At 46.3% G+C, this 19682-nt stretch carries 21 protein-coding genes and 1 pseudogene; 20 read left to right on the forward strand and 2 right to left on the reverse strand.

The window, feature by feature from the left end; translation table 11 throughout:
• The first annotated feature begins 1 nt into the window (after position 1).
• Positions 2-445, forward strand: coding sequence for a flagellar export protein FliJ (gene fliJ / locus R7P67_RS18830; protein WP_005380474.1), 444 nt, complete (start codon positions 2-4; stop codon positions 443-445).
• 40 nt (positions 446-485) lie between these two features.
• On the opposite strand, the gene R7P67_RS18835 is transcribed toward fliJ, so the two are convergent.
• On the reverse strand, positions 486-800 hold the full coding sequence (locus R7P67_RS18835) for an NIPSNAP family protein (RefSeq protein WP_005380475.1): 315 nt from the start codon (positions 798-800) through the stop codon (positions 486-488).
• 39 nt (positions 801-839) lie between these two features.
• Complete coding sequence (locus R7P67_RS18840; RefSeq protein ID WP_005394314.1) at positions 840-983, reverse strand: hypothetical protein; 144 nt, start codon at positions 981-983, stop codon at positions 840-842.
• Positions 984-1080: 97 nt separating this feature from the next.
• On the opposite strand from R7P67_RS18840, the gene R7P67_RS18845 reads away from it, so the two are divergent.
• The 19 genes and pseudogenes from R7P67_RS18845 to R7P67_RS18935 all read left to right on the forward strand — a co-directional run.
• A complete protein-coding gene (locus tag R7P67_RS18845; protein ID WP_262653321.1) occupies positions 1081-2934 on the forward strand; it encodes a flagellar hook-length control protein FliK in 1854 nt (617 codons plus the stop codon).
• 85 nt (positions 2935-3019) lie between these two features.
• Positions 3020-3523 carry a flagellar basal body-associated protein FliL gene (gene fliL, locus R7P67_RS18850; protein ID WP_005380477.1) on the forward strand — a complete coding sequence of 168 codons (504 nt, stop codon included), beginning with the start codon at positions 3020-3022 and terminating at the stop codon, positions 3521-3523.
• A 7-nt stretch (positions 3524-3530) separates the two neighbouring features.
• The gene (fliM, locus tag R7P67_RS18855; RefSeq protein WP_005380478.1) at positions 3531-4577 is read left to right on the forward strand and encodes a flagellar motor switch protein FliM; all 1047 of its coding nucleotides are present in this window, start codon (positions 3531-3533) and stop codon (positions 4575-4577) included.
• Between the two features lie 58 nt (positions 4578-4635).
• Positions 4636-5046, forward strand: a complete 411-nt coding sequence (gene fliN, locus R7P67_RS18860; protein ID WP_005380479.1) for a flagellar motor switch protein FliN — start codon at positions 4636-4638, stop codon at positions 5044-5046.
• A gap of 1 nt (position 5047) precedes the next feature.
• Positions 5048-5461 (forward strand): flagellar biosynthetic protein FliO, encoded by a 414-nt coding sequence (fliO, locus tag R7P67_RS18865; RefSeq protein ID WP_005380480.1) that lies wholly within the window; start codon positions 5048-5050, stop codon positions 5459-5461.
• Positions 5448-6317 (forward strand): flagellar type III secretion system pore protein FliP, encoded by an 870-nt coding sequence (gene fliP / locus R7P67_RS18870; RefSeq protein WP_136977001.1) that lies wholly within the window; start codon positions 5448-5450, stop codon positions 6315-6317. The genes fliO and fliP overlap by 14 nt, the downstream gene beginning before the upstream one ends.
• A 24-nt stretch (positions 6318-6341) precedes the next feature.
• On the forward strand, positions 6342-6611 hold the full coding sequence (fliQ, locus tag R7P67_RS18875; RefSeq protein WP_005380488.1) for a flagellar biosynthesis protein FliQ: 270 nt from the start codon (positions 6342-6344) through the stop codon (positions 6609-6611).
• An 8-nt stretch (positions 6612-6619) separates the two neighbouring features.
• Complete coding sequence (gene fliR / locus R7P67_RS18880) at positions 6620-7402, forward strand: flagellar biosynthetic protein FliR (protein ID WP_005384463.1); 783 nt, start codon at positions 6620-6622, stop codon at positions 7400-7402.
• A 3-nt stretch (positions 7403-7405) separates the two neighbouring features.
• Positions 7406-8536, forward strand: coding sequence for a flagellar biosynthesis protein FlhB (flhB, locus tag R7P67_RS18885; RefSeq protein ID WP_005380490.1), 1131 nt, complete (start codon positions 7406-7408; stop codon positions 8534-8536).
• 210 nt (positions 8537-8746) lie between these two features.
• Positions 8747-10846 carry a flagellar biosynthesis protein FlhA gene (gene flhA / locus R7P67_RS18890; RefSeq protein WP_025998722.1) on the forward strand — a complete coding sequence of 700 codons (2100 nt, stop codon included), beginning with the start codon at positions 8747-8749 and terminating at the stop codon, positions 10844-10846.
• A 28-nt stretch (positions 10847-10874) separates the two neighbouring features.
• Entirely contained in the window at positions 10875-12392 is a 1518-nt protein-coding gene (gene flhF, locus R7P67_RS18895) for a flagellar biosynthesis protein FlhF (protein ID WP_033907111.1), read from the forward strand.
• A 14-nt stretch (positions 12393-12406) separates the two neighbouring features.
• On the forward strand, positions 12407-13294 hold the full coding sequence (locus R7P67_RS18900) for a MinD/ParA family protein (RefSeq protein WP_005380498.1): 888 nt from the start codon (positions 12407-12409) through the stop codon (positions 13292-13294).
• Positions 13287-14021, forward strand: a complete 735-nt coding sequence (locus R7P67_RS18905) for an RNA polymerase sigma factor FliA (protein WP_005380499.1) — start codon at positions 13287-13289, stop codon at positions 14019-14021. Before R7P67_RS18900 ends, R7P67_RS18905 begins: the two co-directional genes overlap by 8 nt.
• Before the next feature lie 45 nt (positions 14022-14066).
• The gene (gene cheY, locus R7P67_RS18910; RefSeq protein WP_017635949.1) at positions 14067-14435 is read left to right on the forward strand and encodes a chemotaxis response regulator CheY; all 369 of its coding nucleotides are present in this window, start codon (positions 14067-14069) and stop codon (positions 14433-14435) included.
• Between the two features lie 118 nt (positions 14436-14553).
• Positions 14554-15294 carry a protein phosphatase CheZ gene (locus tag R7P67_RS18915; RefSeq protein ID WP_005380502.1) on the forward strand — a complete coding sequence of 247 codons (741 nt, stop codon included), beginning with the start codon at positions 14554-14556 and terminating at the stop codon, positions 15292-15294.
• A 9-nt stretch (positions 15295-15303) separates the two neighbouring features.
• Entirely contained in the window at positions 15304-17550 is a 2247-nt protein-coding gene (locus R7P67_RS18920) for a chemotaxis protein CheA (protein ID WP_225473387.1), read from the forward strand.
• Positions 17551-17579: 29 nt separating this feature from the next.
• A complete protein-coding gene (locus tag R7P67_RS18925; protein ID WP_005380504.1) occupies positions 17580-18692 on the forward strand; it encodes a chemotaxis response regulator protein-glutamate methylesterase in 1113 nt (370 codons plus the stop codon).
• A gap of 8 nt (positions 18693-18700) precedes the next feature.
• A complete protein-coding gene (locus tag R7P67_RS18930; RefSeq protein WP_005380505.1) occupies positions 18701-19480 on the forward strand; it encodes a ParA family protein in 780 nt (259 codons plus the stop codon).
• A pseudogene (locus tag R7P67_RS18935) lies at positions 19470-19682 on the forward strand (chemotaxis protein CheW); the annotation flags it as partial. The gene R7P67_RS18930 and the pseudogene R7P67_RS18935, both read left to right, overlap by 11 nt.

Genomic DNA, 19682 nt, shown 5'->3' on the forward strand with positions numbered 1-19682 from the left:
CATGAATAATGCGATGGAGTTTCTACTTGAGCAAACTAAGGATCGTGAAGACCAAGCTGTGCTTGCACTGAACAAAGCGCGTTCTGAACTCGAAGATTATTACCGTCAGGTTGAACAAATTGAAAAGTATCGGCTTGATTATTGCCAGCAACTCGTCGACCGTGGTCAGGCGGGCCTAACGGCAAGTCAATATGGACACTTAAATCGATTCCTTACCCAGCTAGATGAAACTTTATCTAAGCAAAAGCAAGCAGAAAGTCATTTCAAAGAGCAGGTTGAAAACTGTAAAGAATATTGGTTAACCGTGCGTAAAGAACGCAAATCCTATGAGTGGATGATAGATAAACGCGAAAAAGAGAAACAACTTGCTGAAGCTAAGCGCGAACAAAAGCAAATGGACGAGTTTTCCACCTTACTTTATAGTCGAAAACCACATCGTTTCTAAACGTTATCGGTTCGATATTGCATTACGGTGTTGCAGTTGACTACATCTCTACCGATTCAAGTAAGGTAACTTTGATTGAGTCTTGTTCAATTAGCTCAAATACCTTCGGTCGAATCTCGCGAACCCACCACTCGTTGTATGTTTTTTCGTAGAGAGCCTGGCGTGCTTGTTCATTGTCGAACTCTCTAAGCCAAACAAAATAGTCATGTCCATCATCACCAGTGTGGACGTAAGTATTCAGTACACGCATGCCTTGTGAGCGTTGATAGGGCAACAGTTCTTCCTTCATCCAACTTAGCCACTGTTCTGTTTTGCCTGCTCTGATTCTATATTGGCGTAATTCTGTGATCTTCAAAGTGATTCCTTAATTGTTAAGTCAAATGTCTGTTTACGCTTATCGTTTTTCAAAGTCAATCAAGTAGCTGTACATCATGTTAGGAACCAGGTTCTCGGATAGTACTGTTGATGTTTGTTCCATAAACATGCCATCTATTAGCTTACCGAGAATTGGCTCAATATTGTGGTGTGATTTTTGCATTTTAGCTGTCAGTGTCGGGTCTTTTTGACCTTTGTTTGCCGCCAGTATTGCTGTCTGTCAGCGATACGCTCAGAGCCACGAGAACGAGAGTTTCTAAATGAGTGTGAATTTGTCCCATGTATCTGCGACTACCAAGACGCCAGTTTCTGATGTGTCCGCTAAAGCGTCCGCAGAGAGCACTGAGAGCAAGGGATTTTTAGAAACGTTAACCGATGCATTTGCTGGTAAACAAAAGCCCGAAAAAGTAGCAACAGAATCGACAGTGGTTGAAGAAAAAGAAAGAGCGGATGTAGGCAGTACTTCTTCTGCTAACGTCTCGGACGAATTGTTGGCGCAAGAAAGCCAAGAATCCGTCAGTGACGGGACCCATGATTTTGATGAAATATCAGCAAACAAACCGAATGCAACCTTAAGTGAAGAAGTAAGTTTACAAAAGGCGAGTAACAGCACACCTTTGGAGCATGATGTTGAAGCTATTGAAAAAGTGAAATCAACATCAATTGATACGAGTGACCCATCAAATACAATGGACGTAAAAAGCACGATGGGCGAAGGACAACAGCTTCTTGGTCGAATTGAACAAGCGAATCAAACCCTGAATGCGAGTAATGCATCCATCGATAGTGGCAAAGTTTTGCCTCAGAGCGCGAATTTAGTGCATTCGTTCCACGAGCAAGCAACCGTTTCGACACACCTTGATGAGCTGGCTTTGAATGAAACGCCATCAGTTCATTCGCTTGAACAAGCACAGATGATCCCAGGACAAGACTTAGAGCCAATTTTAGATAAGAATGGTCAACCTATCGATGTCGACAAACTTTCGCCTGAGTTTGCTGCTTGGCAAGAGCTAGCGAAACAAGCCAGCCATCCGACGGCTAAGAGCGCAGTCAGTGGTGAAGTAGCTAATGATCTGTCGCCGTTGTTAACAGACGTTGATGGTTCCAACATCGACGCGCTTCCACGAGTCTCCTTGGATGAACTTGAAGTTATAGATACTAAGTTGGCGCAAGGAAAACCACTGACTCAGCAAGAAGCTCAGATCATTGAAGGGTTGAAACAAGGAACGATCACGGCGGATATTCCTGAGCAAGACCTTGCCCAATTTGTTGCGCTCCCTAATGACATTAAACAGATTCTAGCAGAGCAACAAGTACAACATAACTTAACTCGCCAGGCTGGACCTATGGCAGTGTCTCAGCAAATCCAGCATACAGCGGCTCAAGTACCCCAGCCACAAGCTGCTCATAGTGGAGATAAAGTCGCATTATCTTCAACGCCCGATACGTTGATAGCCGCGCAAGTGCCGACGTCGCTTCAAGGTGTGAAAGACGGAGAGATTAGCCAGAAAGTGATGAACGCAGCATTGTCGACTGGTGCGCTAAAGGCGACTGCGGATAAACAAGATAAGCCGGATCTCCAACACGGTTTCGCTGGACAGCTTCAGGCTATGGCAGGTCAGCAAGGAATTAATGTACAGCAACAAGCGCGTATTGATGCTGCACAACAAGCTCAGCTTCCGTTGCAACTAACTAAAGAGCTAGCCAACGAGCAAGTTGCGGAAAAAGTGCAAATGATGATGTCGAAGAATCTGAAAAATCTCGATATTCGTCTTGATCCACCAGAGTTAGGTCGTATGCAAATTCGTATGACCATGAATAATGACGTTGCCAATGTACATTTTACAGTGAACAACCCGCAAGCTCGTGACATTATTGAACAGACGCTCCCTCGTTTGAGAGAAATGTTAGCGCAACAAGGTATGCAGCTGGCTGATTCTTCCGTCCAGCAACAAAACAGCGGGCAACAGCAAGGTAGATATACTGCTGAACAACATGGTCAAAGCGCGCAAAGTGGCGGTTTCTCTGGACAGTCCGAAGAGGGTTTTGAATCTGATGTCAATCTGGATTTGAATGTCGCTTCAAAGCGTGATGGAATTAGTTTTTACGCATAAAAGGCCGTTTAACGGCAATGGAATATGGTTACCAAGCAACTCACTAAAACGTCTTGGTAACTCAAAAAAACAATAAGAGACAAGAATGGCAGAAGAACAGTTACAAGGGGCCGATGCGCCGAAAGGAAAAAGCAAGTTACTTATCATCATCATCGCTGTTGTAGTATTACTACTTGGTGGCGGGGCAGCGGCATTTTTTCTAATGGGCTCTGATGAACCTGCTCAGGCTGAATCGTCTCAACAGGCTCAAGTGAAGGCATCGGATGCTGCGCCCATCGCGTATGTGAATCTTCCTCAGGCATTTGTATTTAACGTTACTGGGGATAGCCGCGATAGGCTGGTTCAAATTAAAGCGCAGTTAATGGTTCGCGGTGCAGAAAATGAAGAGTTGGCGCGGTATCATTCGCCACTGATTGAAAGCTCTATGCTATCAACGTTTGCTTCCGCGACGGTTGATCAATTGCGCTCTCCTACAGGACGAGTGGAATTGCGCGATCGTGCTTCCGAAGATATCAAAGCAGCGCTGAATGCTGCGGTCGGTAAGCCAGTGATTGAAAAAGTACTGTTTACAGATTTTGTTATTCAATAGGTAAAACGTGACCGATCTATTAAGCCAAGACGAAATTGATGCGCTATTGCATGGGGTTGACGATGTTGATGACGTCGATGAACCGATAGAAAACGACACTGAGGGTGCCGTCAATTTTGATTTCTCGTCGCAAGACAGAATCGTACGTGGTCGAATGCCGACGCTCGAACTTATCAACGAGCGCTTTGCACGGCACATGCGTATTAGTCTGTTTAATATGCTGCGTAAAACGGCAGAGGTGTCGATCAATGGCGTGCAGATGATGAAGTTTGGTGAATACCAGAACACATTGTACGTGCCAACCAGTTTGAACATGGTGCGTTTTCGTCCGTTAAAAGGCACTGCGTTGATCACCATGGAGGCTCGTTTAGTCTTTATTCTGGTAGAAAACTTCTTTGGCGGTGATGGTCGATTTCACGCCAAAATAGAAGGCCGTGAATTTACCCCAACGGAACGCCGCATCATTCAGTTGTTACTGAAAATTGTATTTGAAGATTATAAAGAAGCGTGGTCGCCAGTGATGGGGGTAGAGTTCGAATATCTCGACTCTGAAGTAAACCCGAGTATGGCAAACATTGTCAGCCCGACAGAAGTGATTGTCGTGAGTTCCTTCCATATAGAAGTTGACGGCGGTGGCGGCGATTTTCATGTCGTTATGCCTTACTCCATGGTTGAGCCTATCCGTGAACTATTGGATGCAGGTGTTCAGTCCGACAAGATGGAAACGGACGTTCGCTGGAGCTCAGCACTACGTGAAGAGATCATGGATTGTCCGGTTAACTTCCGCGTGAACTTGCTCGAAAAAGACATTTCTTTGCGTGATCTCATGGAGCTGCAACCGGGCGATATCATCCCGATTGAAATGCCAGAACATGCGACGATGTTTGTAGAAGACCTACCGACCTATCGCGTAAAAATGGGTCGTTCGGAAGACAAATTAGCGGTGCAAATTTCTGAGGAAATTGAGCGCCCACATGTCGTCAAAACAGATTTAGCTTTCTTAGGTAAAGACATCATGTCCGAGCTTGAGAGTGAAGACGATATAGATCATTAAGATACCTTATTAAATAGACATGCTATGGCATGAGTAAGGCGTAACACAGGATAGAAAAATGGAACCAAGTGACGATCAAAAGCTAGCAGACGAATGGGCAGCCGCTCTTGGCGAAGACCCGTCTGCCCCTTCTGTAGACGTAGATGAAGTATTGGCTGCGCCACTGGAAGAGCTAAAAGACACTTCAAGCCCAATTAGCGAAGATGAGCGTCGTAAACTCGACACTATTATGGATATCCCGGTGACGATTTCGATGGAAGTCGGTCGTTCTCAAATTAGCATTCGGAACCTGTTGCAGCTTAACCAAGGTTCGGTTGTTGAGTTGGATCGTTTAGCCGGTGAGTCGCTCGACGTATTGGTTAACGGTACTTTGATTGCTCACGGCGAAGTCGTGGTCGTCAACGATAAGTTTGGTATCCGTTTGACGGATGTGATCAGCCAAACTGAACGAATTAAGAAGCTGCGTTAAGATGAGTCGTTCAATCAAAATGCGATTGAAGCAAATCACTGGAGCACTGAGCTTAATGCTAAGTGCTCCTTATGCATTTGCTGCCGCACCAAATAATCTGGATCTTGCGACGACACTTGGCTCGCTTGTGCTTGTAATCGGCGTGATTCTTTTGCTGGCTTGGTTGCTGAAACGTATGCAAGTGCCAGCGATGGGACAACAAAAGGGCTTGCGTATAGTGAGTCAGTTGCCAGTGGGTACAAAAGAAAGAATCGCAGTAGTTCAAGTGGGTGAAGAACAGTTTTTGGTTGGGATTACTAGCCAATCGATCCAAACTTTAGCCAAGTTAGATAAGCCACTGAAAGAGGAAGAGTTGGCGACCAATGCTTTTGCGACTCAATTTAGCCAGCTGATCAAAAAACATGACAAAGGGTAATCCAATTCGTTTGCTCCTGAGTACGTTGTTACTTTTTGTCGGCGTGCTGTTTTCTTCATTTACCTTTGCTGAAGCAGAGGAGTCAGCGCTGCCAGATAACTTAGCCGATGGAAGTAGTGTTACAGTTCAGGCTATGCAAAGTGATACTGGTGCTAGCCGTTCTATGTCCGTTTCTAGTGGCGGTGGTATTCCAGCATTCACCATGACCACGAACCCTGATGGCAGTGAAGACTACTCAGTTACACTACAAATTTTAGCGTTAATGACCATGCTTGGCTTCTTGCCTGCCATGGTGATTCTGATGACCTCGTTCACTCGAATTGTGGTGGTAATGTCGATATTGCGTCAGGCAATGGGTTTGCAACAAACGCCTTCTAATCAGGTTATTATTGGTATTGCGCTGTTTTTGACCTTTTTTGTTATGTCTCCTGTCCTGAACGAAATCAACGACAAAGCTGTTCAGCCTTATTTGAACGAGCAAGTCACGGCGCGAGAAGCGTTTGATGCTGCACAAGCGCCAATGAAAGCATTCATGCTTAAACAGACGCGAATCAAAGATTTGGAGACGTTTGTAACCATGTCAGGAGAGCAAGTCGAGAATCCAGAAGATGTATCGATGGCGGTATTGATTCCGGCTTTTATCACCTCAGAGCTAAAAACTGCATTCCAAATTGGCTTTATGCTCTTCTTGCCGTTTTTGATTATTGACCTTGTAGTCGCTTCGGTACTGATGGCAATGGGTATGATGATGTTGTCACCAATGATTGTTTCGTTGCCGTTCAAGTTGATGTTGTTCGTATTGGTCGATGGTTGGAACTTGATACTCTCGACACTCGCGGGCAGCTTTGCCCTTTAGATAAGCGCAGATAGAGGATAAGACATGACACCAGAAATGTTTGTCGAGCTTTTCCGTGAAGCACTTTGGATGGTGCTTATCATGGTCTGCGCTATTATCATCCCAAGCTTGCTTATCGGCCTTGTAGTCGCGATTTTTCAAGCTGCGACATCCATCAACGAACAAACATTGAGCTTCTTACCGCGTTTGATTGTCACGCTTTTGGCCCTGATGCTGTTTGGGCATTGGATGACGCAAATGTTGATGGAATATTTCTATGGCTTGATTGAACGCTTACCTCAGGTGCTTTATTAGAGGCGCCTATGGAGTACCCCACTAGCGTTGTCTTAGATTGGATCGCAAACTACTTCTGGCCCTATGTTCGTATCTCATCCATGTTGATGGTGATGACAGTAACCGGGGCCCGATTTGTTTCGCCAAGAATCCGCCTTTACCTCGGTTTAGCCATCACTTTCGCTGTCATGCCAGCTATCCCCGCCGTACCTCAAGACATTGAGCTACTCTCGTTTCGTGGCTTCATGACCATTGCCGAGCAAATGATCATCGGCATAGCGATGGGTATGGTTACTCAATTTATGATTCAAACCTTTGTCCTACTTGGTCAAATATTGGGTATGCAATCAAGTTTGGGCTTTGCTTCTATGGTTGATCCCGCAAATGGTCAGAACACGCCATTGCTTGGCCAGTTATTCATGTTCTTAACGACAATGTTTTTCCTTGCCACCGATGGACACTTAAAAATGCTGCAATTGGTGGTGTTCAGTTTTAAAACTTTGCCGATTGGCTCCGGCTCGCTCAACGCGGTTGATTTCCGTGAAATGGCAGGCTGGCTTGGTATTATGTTCCAAACGGCACTGAGTATGTCTCTATCTGGCATTATTGCGCTACTGACCATTAACTTGTCGTTTGGTGTAATGACCCGTGCCGCACCACAGCTGAATATCTTCTCGCTTGGTTTTGCTTTTGCTTTGATGGTGGGTCTATTACTTTGTTGGTACATACTGGCTGGTCTATACAGTCATTATGAAATGTTCTGGACAGTGGGTGAGGCGCAGATTTGTCGGCTTATTCGCTTGGAGTGCTAAGATTTGGCAGAATCAGACGGTCAGGAACGCACCGAAGAAGCCACGCCCCGACGGTTACAACAAGCCAGAGAAAAGGGGCAGGTCGCTCGATCTAAAGAGCTGGCATCAGCATCTGTGCTGATCGTTGGCGCCATTTCATTGATGTGGTTTGGCGAGGCGTTAGCACGTTCATTGTTTTCCATCATGAGCCGTTTATTTGATCTTCAACGAGAAGAGATTTTCGATACTGCAAAACTGTTTGATATCGCTTTGGGCGCGATGAGTGATTTGTTGTTCCCACTATTTTTGGTGTTAGCGACATTGTTTACCGCCGCCATGATTGGAGCAGCAGGTGTGGGAGGAATCAGTTTTTCTGCCCAAGCGGCCATGCCCAAGCTGTCGAAAATGAATCCGCTTAGCGGCTTAAAGCGAATGGTTGGAATGCAAAGCTGGGTAGAGTTGATCAAATCAATCCTTAAAGTGGTTCTGGTCACTGGTGTCGCCATCTATTTGATCCAAGCATCGCAGGCCGATCTGATTCAATTGAGCATGGATGTGTATCCGCAAAACATCTTCCATGCTTTAGATATTTTGCTGAACTTTATTCTGCTGATCAGTTGCTCGCTATTGATTGTGGTTGCCATCGATATTCCATTTCAAATCTGGCAGCACGCTGATCAGTTAAAAATGACGAAGCAAGAAGTCAAAGACGAATACAAAGAGACTGAAGGTAAGCCGGAAGTGAAAGGCCGTATTCGTATGTTGCAAAGGGAAGCGGCTCAACGTCGAATGATGGCGGATGTTCCTCAAGCTGATGTTATTGTTACTAACCCAGAGCACTTCTCGGTAGCGCTTCGTTATAAACAGAAGACAGACCGTGCGCCAGTCGTGATCGCTAAAGGTACTGACCACATGGCGATGAAGATTCGAGAAGTCGCCCGCGAACATGACATTACGATTGTGCCTGCACCACCTTTGGCTCGTGCGTTGTACCACACGACAGAGCTCGAGCAAGAGATCCCCGATGGGTTGTTTACTGCCGTCGCTCAGGTTTTGGCATTTGTATTCCAATTGAAGCAATACCGAAAACGAGGTGGACAGCGCCCGAAAATTCAAGATTATGATTTGCCAATCCCACCCGAGCACCGTCATTGATACGAAAAGCGGTAAAGCCTTAAAAAAGCTCGTTTGCTCAAAAGCTAAGCTCTATTTGAGTGTTTAGTCATTATTTTGGCGCTAATTATGGTACATAGATTGCTTAAAACGCTTTAATTATCAACCCTACCTAAACTTTTAGGCTAAAGCGGTCGCGTATTAATAGTAAGAGCTTACGTGACGCTTCAATCGATTGAGATCTCTCGCAGTATGAAGTTAAGCCTGCCGTTTGCAGATAAATTGCCACGAATCCCTCAACGTGAAATGCCAGCTATTGGTGCTCCGGTGATGGTTTTGGCCACCCTAGCGATGGTGGTACTGCCGATTCCAGCATTTTTGCTGGATATGTTCTTCACCTTTAACATCGCGCTGTCGATGGTGGTGTTGTTAGTGACCGTTTACACACGTCGCCCTTTGGACTTCGCTGCTTTTCCAACGGTATTGCTGATCGCCACGTTGCTCCGCTTGGCTTTGAACGTTGCCTCGACTCGTGTCGTCTTACTGCATGGTCATGAAGGCGGTAATGCGGCAGGTAACGTAATTGAGGCGTTCGGTAACGTCGTTATTGGTGGTAACTACGCGGTCGGCCTAGTGGTTTTCCTCATCTTAATGATCATCAACTTTATGGTGGTGACCAAAGGTGCGGGTCGTATCTCTGAGGTAAGTGCTCGCTTTACGCTTGATGCGTTGCCGGGTAAGCAAATGGCGATTGATGCCGACTTGAATGCCGGATTGATAGACCAAGAGCAGGCAAGAGTTCGTCGTTTTGAAGTGACCAAAGAAGCGGATTTCTATGGCTCGATGGATGGTGCCTCGAAGTTCGTAAAAGGTGACGCGATTGCCGGTATTTTGATTCTGTTTATCAACATCGTCGGCGGTCTGTCGATCGGTATGGCGCAGTATGGATTGGGTTTCGGTGAAGCGATTGAAATCTATACCTTACTGACAATCGGTGATGGTTTGGTCGCACAAATCCCATCGCTATTGCTGTCGATTGCAGCGGCAATGATGGTGACGCGCCAAAACACCGATGAAGACATGGGGGAACAACTGGTCTTCCAGATGTTCGACAACCCAAAAGCGCTGATGATTACTGCAGCTATTCTTGGTGTGATGGGCATCGTACCGGGCATGCCGCACTTTGCGTTTTTGAGCCTGGCAGTCGCGGCCGGTGCAGCGGCATATTTCATCGACAAACGGCAGAAGCAGAAAGCGAAAGAGCCCGCTTTACCAGCAACAGCAGATGAAGGTACAGAACCTTCCTCACAGCGCGAACTGTCTTGGGATGACGTCCAGCCAGTCGATATTATTGGCTTGGAAGTAGGTTATCGCTTAATCCCTTTGGTGGACAGAGACCAAGGTGGGGAACTGTTAGAGCGCGTAAAAGGCGTGCGTAAAAAGTTATCGCAAGATTTTGGGTTCCTAATTCCAGCGGTTCATATTCGTGACAATCTTGAGCTGACCCCAAACAGTTACCGAATTACATTGATGGGGGTTGCGGTGGGCGAAGCAGAGATTCGTCCGGATCAAGAGCTAGCGATTAACCCAGGTCAGGTGTATGGCATGATTGATGGGGAGCCAACCATTGACCCTGCTTTTGGACTGGAAGCCGTATGGATCCGAGAAGATCAGCGTGAGCACGCGCAGGCCTTAGGTTATACGGTTGTTGATTCATCAACGGTATTAGCGACGCACCTAAGCCAGCTATTGACCAACAACGCATCACAGCTAATTGGCCATGAAGAAGTAGAGAATTTATTAGAAATGTTGGGACGCAGCGCGCCTAAGTTGGTCGAGAACTTTGTTCCTGACCAATTACCATTAGGTGTGGTGGTGAAAGTCCTACAAAACTTGTTAAACGAGGCCATTCCAATCCGCGATATTCGCACGATTGTTCAAACTTTGGCTGAGTACTCAAGTAAGAGTCAAGAAGCTGACATATTGACGGCAGCAGTTCGAATTAGTCTTAAACGTCTAATTGTTCAAGAAATCAATGGTATAGAGCCTGAGTTACCAGTGATTACTTTGATCCCCGAACTGGAACAAATATTGCATCAAACTATGCAAGCATCAGGAGGCGAATCCGCGGGGATTGAACCGGGACTCGCTGAGCGATTGCAATCTTCACTAAGCCAAGCGACACAGGAACAAGAACTGAAAGGCGAACCTGCCGTTCTGCTTACTTCTGGTGTATTACGCTCGACGTTGGCGAAATTTGTGAAGAACACAATACCTAATCTCCGGGTACTGTCTTACCAAGAAATCCCGGATGAAAAACAGATCAGAATTGTGCAAGCCGTGGGTAACTGATCTCACGCATCATTAATGGATTCATAGTTTGAAAATAAAGCGATTTTTTGCCAAAGACATGAGAACGGCGCTGCTCCAAGTGAAAGAGGAGTTAGGCGCGGAAGCGGTGATCATGTCAAACAAGAAAGTGGCTGGTGGAGTAGCGATTGTTGCGGCGATAGATAGTGAATCTAATCCGTCTCAAGCAAGCGCAGCGTCACAGCAAAATCGCGGTGCTTCTCAATCGAATCGCTATAACGAACATCGTCAAATGTCATCGTCTTCTGCTGATCGTTACCAAGATCGTCATTTAGATGAAGATAAAATTAGCCTGAACAGTAATAACAGTAACAATGAAAAAACAGGCTCAATGACGCAGCGATTCGCTAATATGCTTAAGCAATATAGCGGTGGTGCAGCAGATGCTGACGACCATGTAGCGGAAAATGAAGATTCGCTCTCTGCTTTGCTGCAACGCCAAAATAAGCATCGCGACGGCTACAACCAAGAAAAGCCAGCGCCATATCAACCAGATTCACCTTTGGCGAAGCTAATCGCACAGGACAATCGATTTGAACGTCCGACGCCCAAGCTGGACCCGACGCGCTATGACCGACGTCGCCCAAGTGATGAGCGTGACGAATCGGCCGATGAGCTAGAAAGCATGCGCGAAGAGATGACGTCAATTCGTCGCCTGTTGGAGCACCAAGTTTCTGGCCTGATGTGGCAAGAAGTAGAACGCCGTGAGCCGCTAAGAGCAATGCTGATTAAGCGCTTAGAGCGAATGGGCGTTTCTCCGGAGTTAGCAGACCAGATGGCCTGTTATATTCCGGAAGATACAAAGCCAGCGCGAGCGTGGAAAGCGTTATTGTCGCTGGTGGCGGATCAAATCAATATTCCTAAACAGGACATTTTAAAACGTGGTGGCGTAGTCGCATTGTTGGGTCCGACGGGGGTTGGGAAAACAACGACCGTAGCGAAACTCGCAGCACGCGCAGCCATGGAATACGGTGCCGACAATGTAGCCCTTGTGACAACAGATACATATCGCATAGGTGCACATGAGCAGCTCTCAATTTATGGAAGAATCATGGGTTGTCCCGTAAGAGTTGCTAAAGATTCTAACGAGTTAGCCGATGTTATATATCAGCTAAGAAACAGAAGACTGATTTTGGTCGATACGGCAGGGATGGGGCAACGAGATGTGAGGCTTTCCGAGCAGCTCGACACTCTAATGCAAGAGAGCGGGGAAGTGATTCACAGCTACCTTGTTTTGCCGGCTACCGCACAACGTCGTGTTCTACAAGAAACGCTGGATCACTTCCGACGTATACCACTTTCGGGTTGTATTATGACGAAGCTTGATGAGTCATTAAGCCTAGGCGAATTCATCAGTGTAGTGATTCAAAACGCAATGCCAGTAGCTTACATCGCTAATGGTCAGCGCGTACCAGAAGACATTGTGATAGCGCAACCAAAATATATGCTTGCGAAAGCAAATGAACTGTTAGAGAAGTCGACAGAGAACGAACCTCACTTTTGGAACAGTGACAGTGAAGGACTCTAAGGCGGCGGACTACTATGACTGAGAATATGATACACGATCAAGCAAGCGGCCTCCGTCGCTTAACACAACCATCGTTGACCAAAGTGATTGCTGTTACTGGCGGCAAAGGTGGTGTGGGGAAATCAAACGTAACACTGGGTCTGGCGATTTGTATGGCTCGCCAAGGCAAGAAGGTGATGGTTCTCGACGCTGATTTAGGTCTGGCCAATGTGGACGTGATGCTCGGAATTCGTGCAAAACGTAATCTAGGACATGTCTTAGCGGGTGAATGTGAGCTAAAAGATGCGATTGTCGAAGGGCCTTATGGTATAAAGATAATTCCTGCAACTTCTGGCACACAGAGCATGACAGAGCTTTCTCACGCTCAGCATGCCGGACTCATCCGAGCATTTGGTAGTCTTGAAGACGAAATGGATGTCCTGCTGATTGATACCGCTGCTGGTATCTCTGACATGGTAATCAGTTTTTCGCGAGCAGCTCAAGATGTGGTTGTAGTTGTGTGTGATGAACCGACGTCAATCACAGATGCCTATGCATTAATCAAGCTGTTGAGTAAAGAACACCAAGTTCAACGCTTTAAAGTTGTAGCAAATATGGTCAGAAGCTACCGTGAAGGGCGAGAATTGTTTGCAAAGTTGACATTAGTCACAGAGCGATTCTTGAATGTTAGCCTTGAACTCGTAGCATGTATTCCATTAGATGATAAAGTACGACAGGCTGTAAAAAGACAAAAAATTGTCGTTGATGCGTTCCCACGCTCGCCTGCTGCTTTAGCTATCAGCTCACTAGCAAACAAAGCGTTGACGTGGCCACTACCGAAAACACCAAGTGGACACTTGGAATTTTTTGTGGAAAGGTTGCTAAATCGTACCGAATTCGCAGAGGACCCTTTTGGTGAATAAAGCGATAACCTATGACCAACATGGCAAATTTAATAGCCAGCAGGCGTTCATTGAACGTTATTCAGTGTTGGTTAAGCGCATTGCTCACCACCTACTAGGCCGTTTACCGCCGAGTGTTCAGGTAGAGGATTTAATTCAGGCCGGCATGATCGGTCTTATCGAAGCTCAGCAGAATTATGATGGTTCTAAAGGTGCGAGCTTTGAAACTTATGCAGGTATCCGTATTCGTGGCGCAATGTTAGATGACATGCGTAAAGGCGATTGGGTACCGCGTTCTGTTCATAAAAATAATCGAGAGATTAACCAAGCGATTGCGGAGCTGGAAGGCGAATTAAATCGAGATCCTACTGATTCTGAAGTAGCCACGCATCTCGGTATGACACTGGATCAATATCATAGTGCTCTTACCGATATCAACTGCTCAAAATTAGTCGGTATTGAAGATTTAGGCGTTTCTGATGATGTGATTTCACCGGCGGATGAAACCGATGACAGCAACCCATTCAAAGGGGTAGTTGATGAATCATTTCGAAAAGCACTGGTTGAATCAATAAAACAGCTTCCAGAGCGTGAAGCTTTGGTTCTTTCGCTTTATTATGATGAAGAACTCAATTTGAAAGAAATTGGCGATGTGTTAGGCGTAAGCGAATCTCGCGTAAGTCAAATACTGAGTCAAGCGATGCAACGTTTACGTACCAAGCTCAGTGCGTGGACACAAAATGACTAAAAACACTGATTTTACGATTCAGTGGAGGCAATTTTGAATAAAAACATGAAGATCCTTATTGTTGATGATTTCTCAACAATGCGCCGTATTGTTAAAAACCTGCTTCGTGACTTGGGTTTCAATAACACTCAAGAAGCGGACGATGGTTTAACCGCATTACCAATGCTGAAAAAAGGTGACTTCGATTTTGTTGTAACTGACTGGAACATGCCAGGTATGCAAGGCATCGATTTGCTTAAACACATCCGCGCGGATGCAGAACTTAAGCATCTGCCAGTTCTAATGATCACGGCTGAAGCGAAGCGTGAGCAGATCATTGAAGCTGCTCAAGCAGGTGTAAACGGCTACATTGTTAAGCCATTTACTGCTGCAACATTAAAAGAAAAATTAGATAAAATTTTCGAGCGTTTATAACTCTCTCTTTCTCTTTGTTATTCGAGTCATTCATACCAATTATTAAATACCTATTAAATGACTCGTTTAGCGTTTTCAAAGTGATAAGAAGAACTAAACGTAAAAGGGTCTATTCAGAATGATCTCACTAGAGCAGGCGAAGTCACTCGTTCAAATGCTAGAAAACGGGGAACAAGACCAAGCCAATATGCTTGTTGCCTCGATCTACGAAGGTGCCGATAACCCAATGCTGCAAGAAATTGGAGCGTTAACTCGAGACCTTCACGAATCACTCAAGCAGTTCAGTCTCGATCAGCGCATGACCGAAATTGCGAAAGACGAAATCCCTAACGCTAGGGATCGTCTCAATTATGTGATCGAGAAGACAGAGCTTGCAGCCAACAAAACAATGGATGCGGTCGACTGCTGCCTTCCTATCGCTGATAACCTGCATGATTGCCTTCTAAAAGTTCGTCCTCAATGGAATGAACTCATGCACGGGCGCATAGAATTAAGCGAATTTAAAGCACTGTGTCACCGAATCGACGGGCTATTAGTGCAAGTCGAAGGTGACAGCACTGAATTGCGCGGCCAATTGACCGAAATTCTCATGGCGCAAGACTTCCAAGACCTAACTGGCCAAATCATTCGCCGCGTAATTACGTTGGTTAATGAAGTTGAAGGCCGCTTAGTGGAAATCCTAACCGTATTCTCTGGAAATAAACTTGAAGAACATATTCAAGTTTTGTCAGAACCGGCAGATAAAAAGAATACACAAACAAGCGAAGCCGAAGGCCCGATTCTTCATCCAGAACTGAGAGAAGATGCGGTTTCATCGCAGGACGAAGTCGATGACTTGTTGTCCAGTCTTGGATTTTAAAGGTAACGTATGAGCTACGATTTAGACGAAGATATTCTTCAGGACTTTCTCATTGAGGCTGGGGAAATTCTCGAGCTGCTTTCTGAGCAGTTGGTTGAATTGGAAAATAACCCAGAAGACAAAGACTTACTTAATGCTATTTTCCGCGGGTTTCATACCGTAAAAGGCGGTGCCGGCTTCCTTTCATTGGCAGAGCTAGTCGATACTTGTCATGGTGCGGAGAACGTGTTCGACGTTTTACGAAACGGTCAACGCACGGTAACGCAAAACTTAATGGATACGATGCTAAAAGCCTTGGATACGGTTAATACCCAGTTCCAGGCTGTTCAAGATCGTGAGCCGTTAGAAGCTGCGGACCCTGAGCTTCTTGAAGAACTTCATCGTCTATGCAAACCTGAGTCAGAAGATGAAGTAGCGGCAACCGTAGTTGAAGAACCAGTGGCTACTCCAGAGCCTATTATTCCCGAGCCTATCATCGAAGAACCTGCTGCGCCGTCAGCACCATCAAGTGTCGGCTCTGTTGATGAAATTACCCAAGACGAATTCGAAAAGCTACTTGATGAGCTTCATGGTAAAGGTTCAGCGCCAGGCAACTCAATGTCTGCGACACCTACAACGCCATCTGAACCGCCTCAATCGAGTGCACCATCAGTTGAAAGTGGTGATATCACTGATGATGAGTTTGAACGCTTACTCGATGAACTGCACGGTGTAGGAAAAAGCCCTTCTACGGCAGAGGCTGCTGCATCTGCATCTGCATCCGTACCAGTAGAGCCACCTAAAGCGGCAGAGCCTTCCGCTCCAGTGGCATCTTCATCAAATCAAGACAGTGACTTAATGACGGACGAAGAGTTCGAAAAGTTACTCGATGAGCTACATGGTTCAGGTAAAGGCCCAACGCTAGAAGAATTGGACATGGCAACGAAGCCTGCTTCAGCAAACGTAGAGCAAAGCCCTGCGAAACCTGAGCCTGTTGCTAAGCCAGCACCTGTTCAAGCAGCGCCAGCACCAAAGCCAGAATCTAAACCAGTCGCGGTAAAAGAAGAAGCCAAAGCACCAGCGGTTAAAAAACCTCAGGCTGAAGCAACCGTTCGTGTTGATACCTCGACGCTTGATACCATCATGAACATGGTGGGTGAGCTCGTATTGGTGCGTAACCGTCTACTAAGCCTTGGTTTGAATAGCGACAACGAAGAGATGTCCAAAGCGGTCGCTAACCTTGATGTGGTAACTGCGGATCTACAAGGCGCGGTAATGAAAACGCGTATGCAGCCAATTAAGAAAGTGTTTGGCCGTTTCCCACGCGTTGTCCGTGACTTGGCTCGTAACCTAAATAAAGACATCGTGCTAGAAATGCGCGGTGAAGAAACCGATCTCGATAAAAACCTTGTAGAAGCATTGGCCGATCCGTTGATTCACTTGGTGCGTAACTCAGTTGATCACGGTATTGAAATGCCAGACGCACGCGCGAAGGCAGGCAAATCACGCACAGGTAAAGTGATTTTGTCAGCATCGCAAGAAGGGGACCATATTGAACTATCCATCGTAGATGATGGTGGCGGTATGGACCCGAACAAACTTCGTGGCATCGCGGTGAAGCGTGGCATGATGGATGAAGATGCGGCGGCGCGTTTAACAGACAAAGAGTGCTTCAACCTTATCTTCGCACCTGGTTTCTCAAGTAAAGATAAAATTTCTGACATCTCTGGTCGTGGTGTGGGTATGGACGTGGTTAAGACGGCGATCAATACCTTAAACGGTTCAATCGATATCGATTCTGAGCTAGGCAAGGGCACTAAGATTACGATCAAAGTACCACTAACGTTAGCGATTTTACCGACTCTGATGGTTGGTGTTGGCGGTCATCCGTTTGCTCTACCACTGGCTTCGGTGAGTGAAATTTTCCACTTAGATCTTAGCCGTACAAACGTGGTAGATGGTCAGCTGACGATCATTGTGCGAGAGAAATCTATCCCACTATTTTACTTACAAAACTGGTTAGCATCTAAATCGCAAAACGTCCAAGAGCGTACAGGTCACGGTCACGTGGTGATTGTACAGATTGGTAACCAACGCGTTGGTTTTGTTGTGGATACGCTTATTGGTCAAGAAGAAGTGGTTATTAAGCCACTCGATAATCTATTACAGGGCACTCCAGGTATGGCTGGTGCGACAATTACTAGCGATGGCCATATTGCATTAATTCTAGATGTGCCTGATTTACTTAAGCGATATGCTGCGGCTTCACGCCTTTAAGCAAAGCTGACGTTATTAAAAGGAATAAGATGGCGATTAAAGTACTAGTCGTTGATGATTCGAGTTTTTTCCGACGTCGCGTGAGCGAAATCATCAACTCAGAATCGCGCCTAGAAGTGATTGACGTTGCGGTAAATGGTAGAGAGGCGGTTGAGAAAGCCAAATCTCTCAAACCTGACGTCATCACGATGGATATTGAAATGCCAGTGATGGATGGCATTACAGCTGTACGTGAAATAATGGCCGCTGCTCCAACGCCAATTCTAATGTTTTCGTCCCTGACCCACGACGGGGCGAAAGCTACGCTTGATGCGCTAGATGCGGGCGCATTGGACTTCTTACCGAAAAAGTTTGAGGACATTGCGCGTAACCGTGAAGAAGCGGTGTCATTACTTCAACAGCGTGTGATTCAGATTGCCTCGAAGCGCGCTTTCATGCGTCGACCTATCGCTCGCCCAACAGCGAGTACCAGCACGACTACTCGATCATTAGGTTCAAGAACGGCTTCACCTGTGACTCCAACACCAACTCGACCTGCTGCGACAAAGTACCGTGCTTCTGGTAAGAAGTATCAATTGACGGCAATTGGCACATCAACAGGTGGCCCCGTTGCTCTACAAAAAATTCTGACGCGCTTGCCGATGAACTATCCGCATCCGATTGTATTGATTCAACACATGCCAGCAACGTTTACTGCTGCGTTTGCCAGTCGTTTGAACACCTTGTGTAAGATTCAAGTGAAAGAAGCACAAGATGGCGATGTGTTACAGCCCGGTGTGGCATACCTTGCACCAGGTGGGAAACAAATGATGGTAGATGGACGAGCGGGCGCTGCTCGTCTTCGCATTATTGATGGCGGCGATCGCATGAACTACAAACCATGTGTGGATGTGACTTTTGGTTCTGCCGCAAAAGTATATGGCGACAAAGTGCTCTCTTTAGTGTTGACAGGCATGGGTGCAGACGGTCGTGAGGGCGCTCGCATGTTGAAGTCTTCAGGCTCAACAATTTGGGCACAAGATGAAGAAAGTTGTGTTGTTTATGGCATGCCCCAAGCGGTTGCTAAAGCAGGCATTTCTTCAGAAGATTTACCGCTTGACCGCATTGCTGAACGCATGTTGGTGGAAGTTGGCCTAGCTTAGGATTCATCATGATTGTTTGGAGTGTAGCTAACCAGAAAGGAGGCGTGGGTAAAACCACCTCAACAGTGACATTGGCGGGCTTATTGAGCCAGAAAGGCCATCGAGTATTGATGGTTGATACTGATCCTCACGCCTCACTGACTACTTATCTCGGTTATGATCCTGATGCAGTAACTTCGAGCCTATTTGATTTATTCCAGTTGAAGACGTTTTCTCGTGAGACGGTTAAGCCGTTGATTTTAGAAACAGAGCTGGAAGGAATGGATATCATTCCCGCGCATATGTCCCTTGCCACGCTTGATCGCGTAATGGGTAATCGCAGTGGTATGGGATTAATCTTAAAACGGGCGCTGCAAACTGTCTCACAAGACTATGACTATGTGTTGATTGACTGTCCGCCAATCCTTGGCGTGATGATGGTGAACGCGTTGGCAGCCAGTGACCGAATTTTGATTCCTGTTCAAACAGAGTTTTTGGCGATGAAAGGTCTAGAGCGCATGATGCGTACGCTAACCATTATGCAAAAATCTCGCCCGGGCGGTTTCAAAGTGACTATCGTCCCAACCATGTACGATAAGCGCACGAAAGCGTCATTGCAGACATTGATGCAACTGAAAAAAGATTACCCAAATCAAGTGTGGACCTCAGCGGTGCCTATAGATACCAAGTTCCGCGATGCCAGTTTAAAGCACTTGCCAGCTTCGCACTTTGCATCTGGTAGCCGTGGTGTGTTTGCCTATAAACAGCTACTGATTTACCTGGAGAGGTTGGCGTTCGATGAGCAGTAATGATGTGCTGTCCAGTGAACAAGCACTTGATGACTACTTTAATGCATTACTGGATGATGAAACTGAAATAACGACTCTTGAGGAAGACCTTGACCTGTTGGCTCAAGAGGTATCATCTGCAGAGCCAGAGCCAGAGCCAGAGCCAGAGCCAGAGCCAGAGCCAGAGCCAGAGCCAGAGCCAGAGCCAGAGCCAGAGCCAGAG

Source organism: Vibrio sp. Vb0937, from assembly GCF_033338855.1.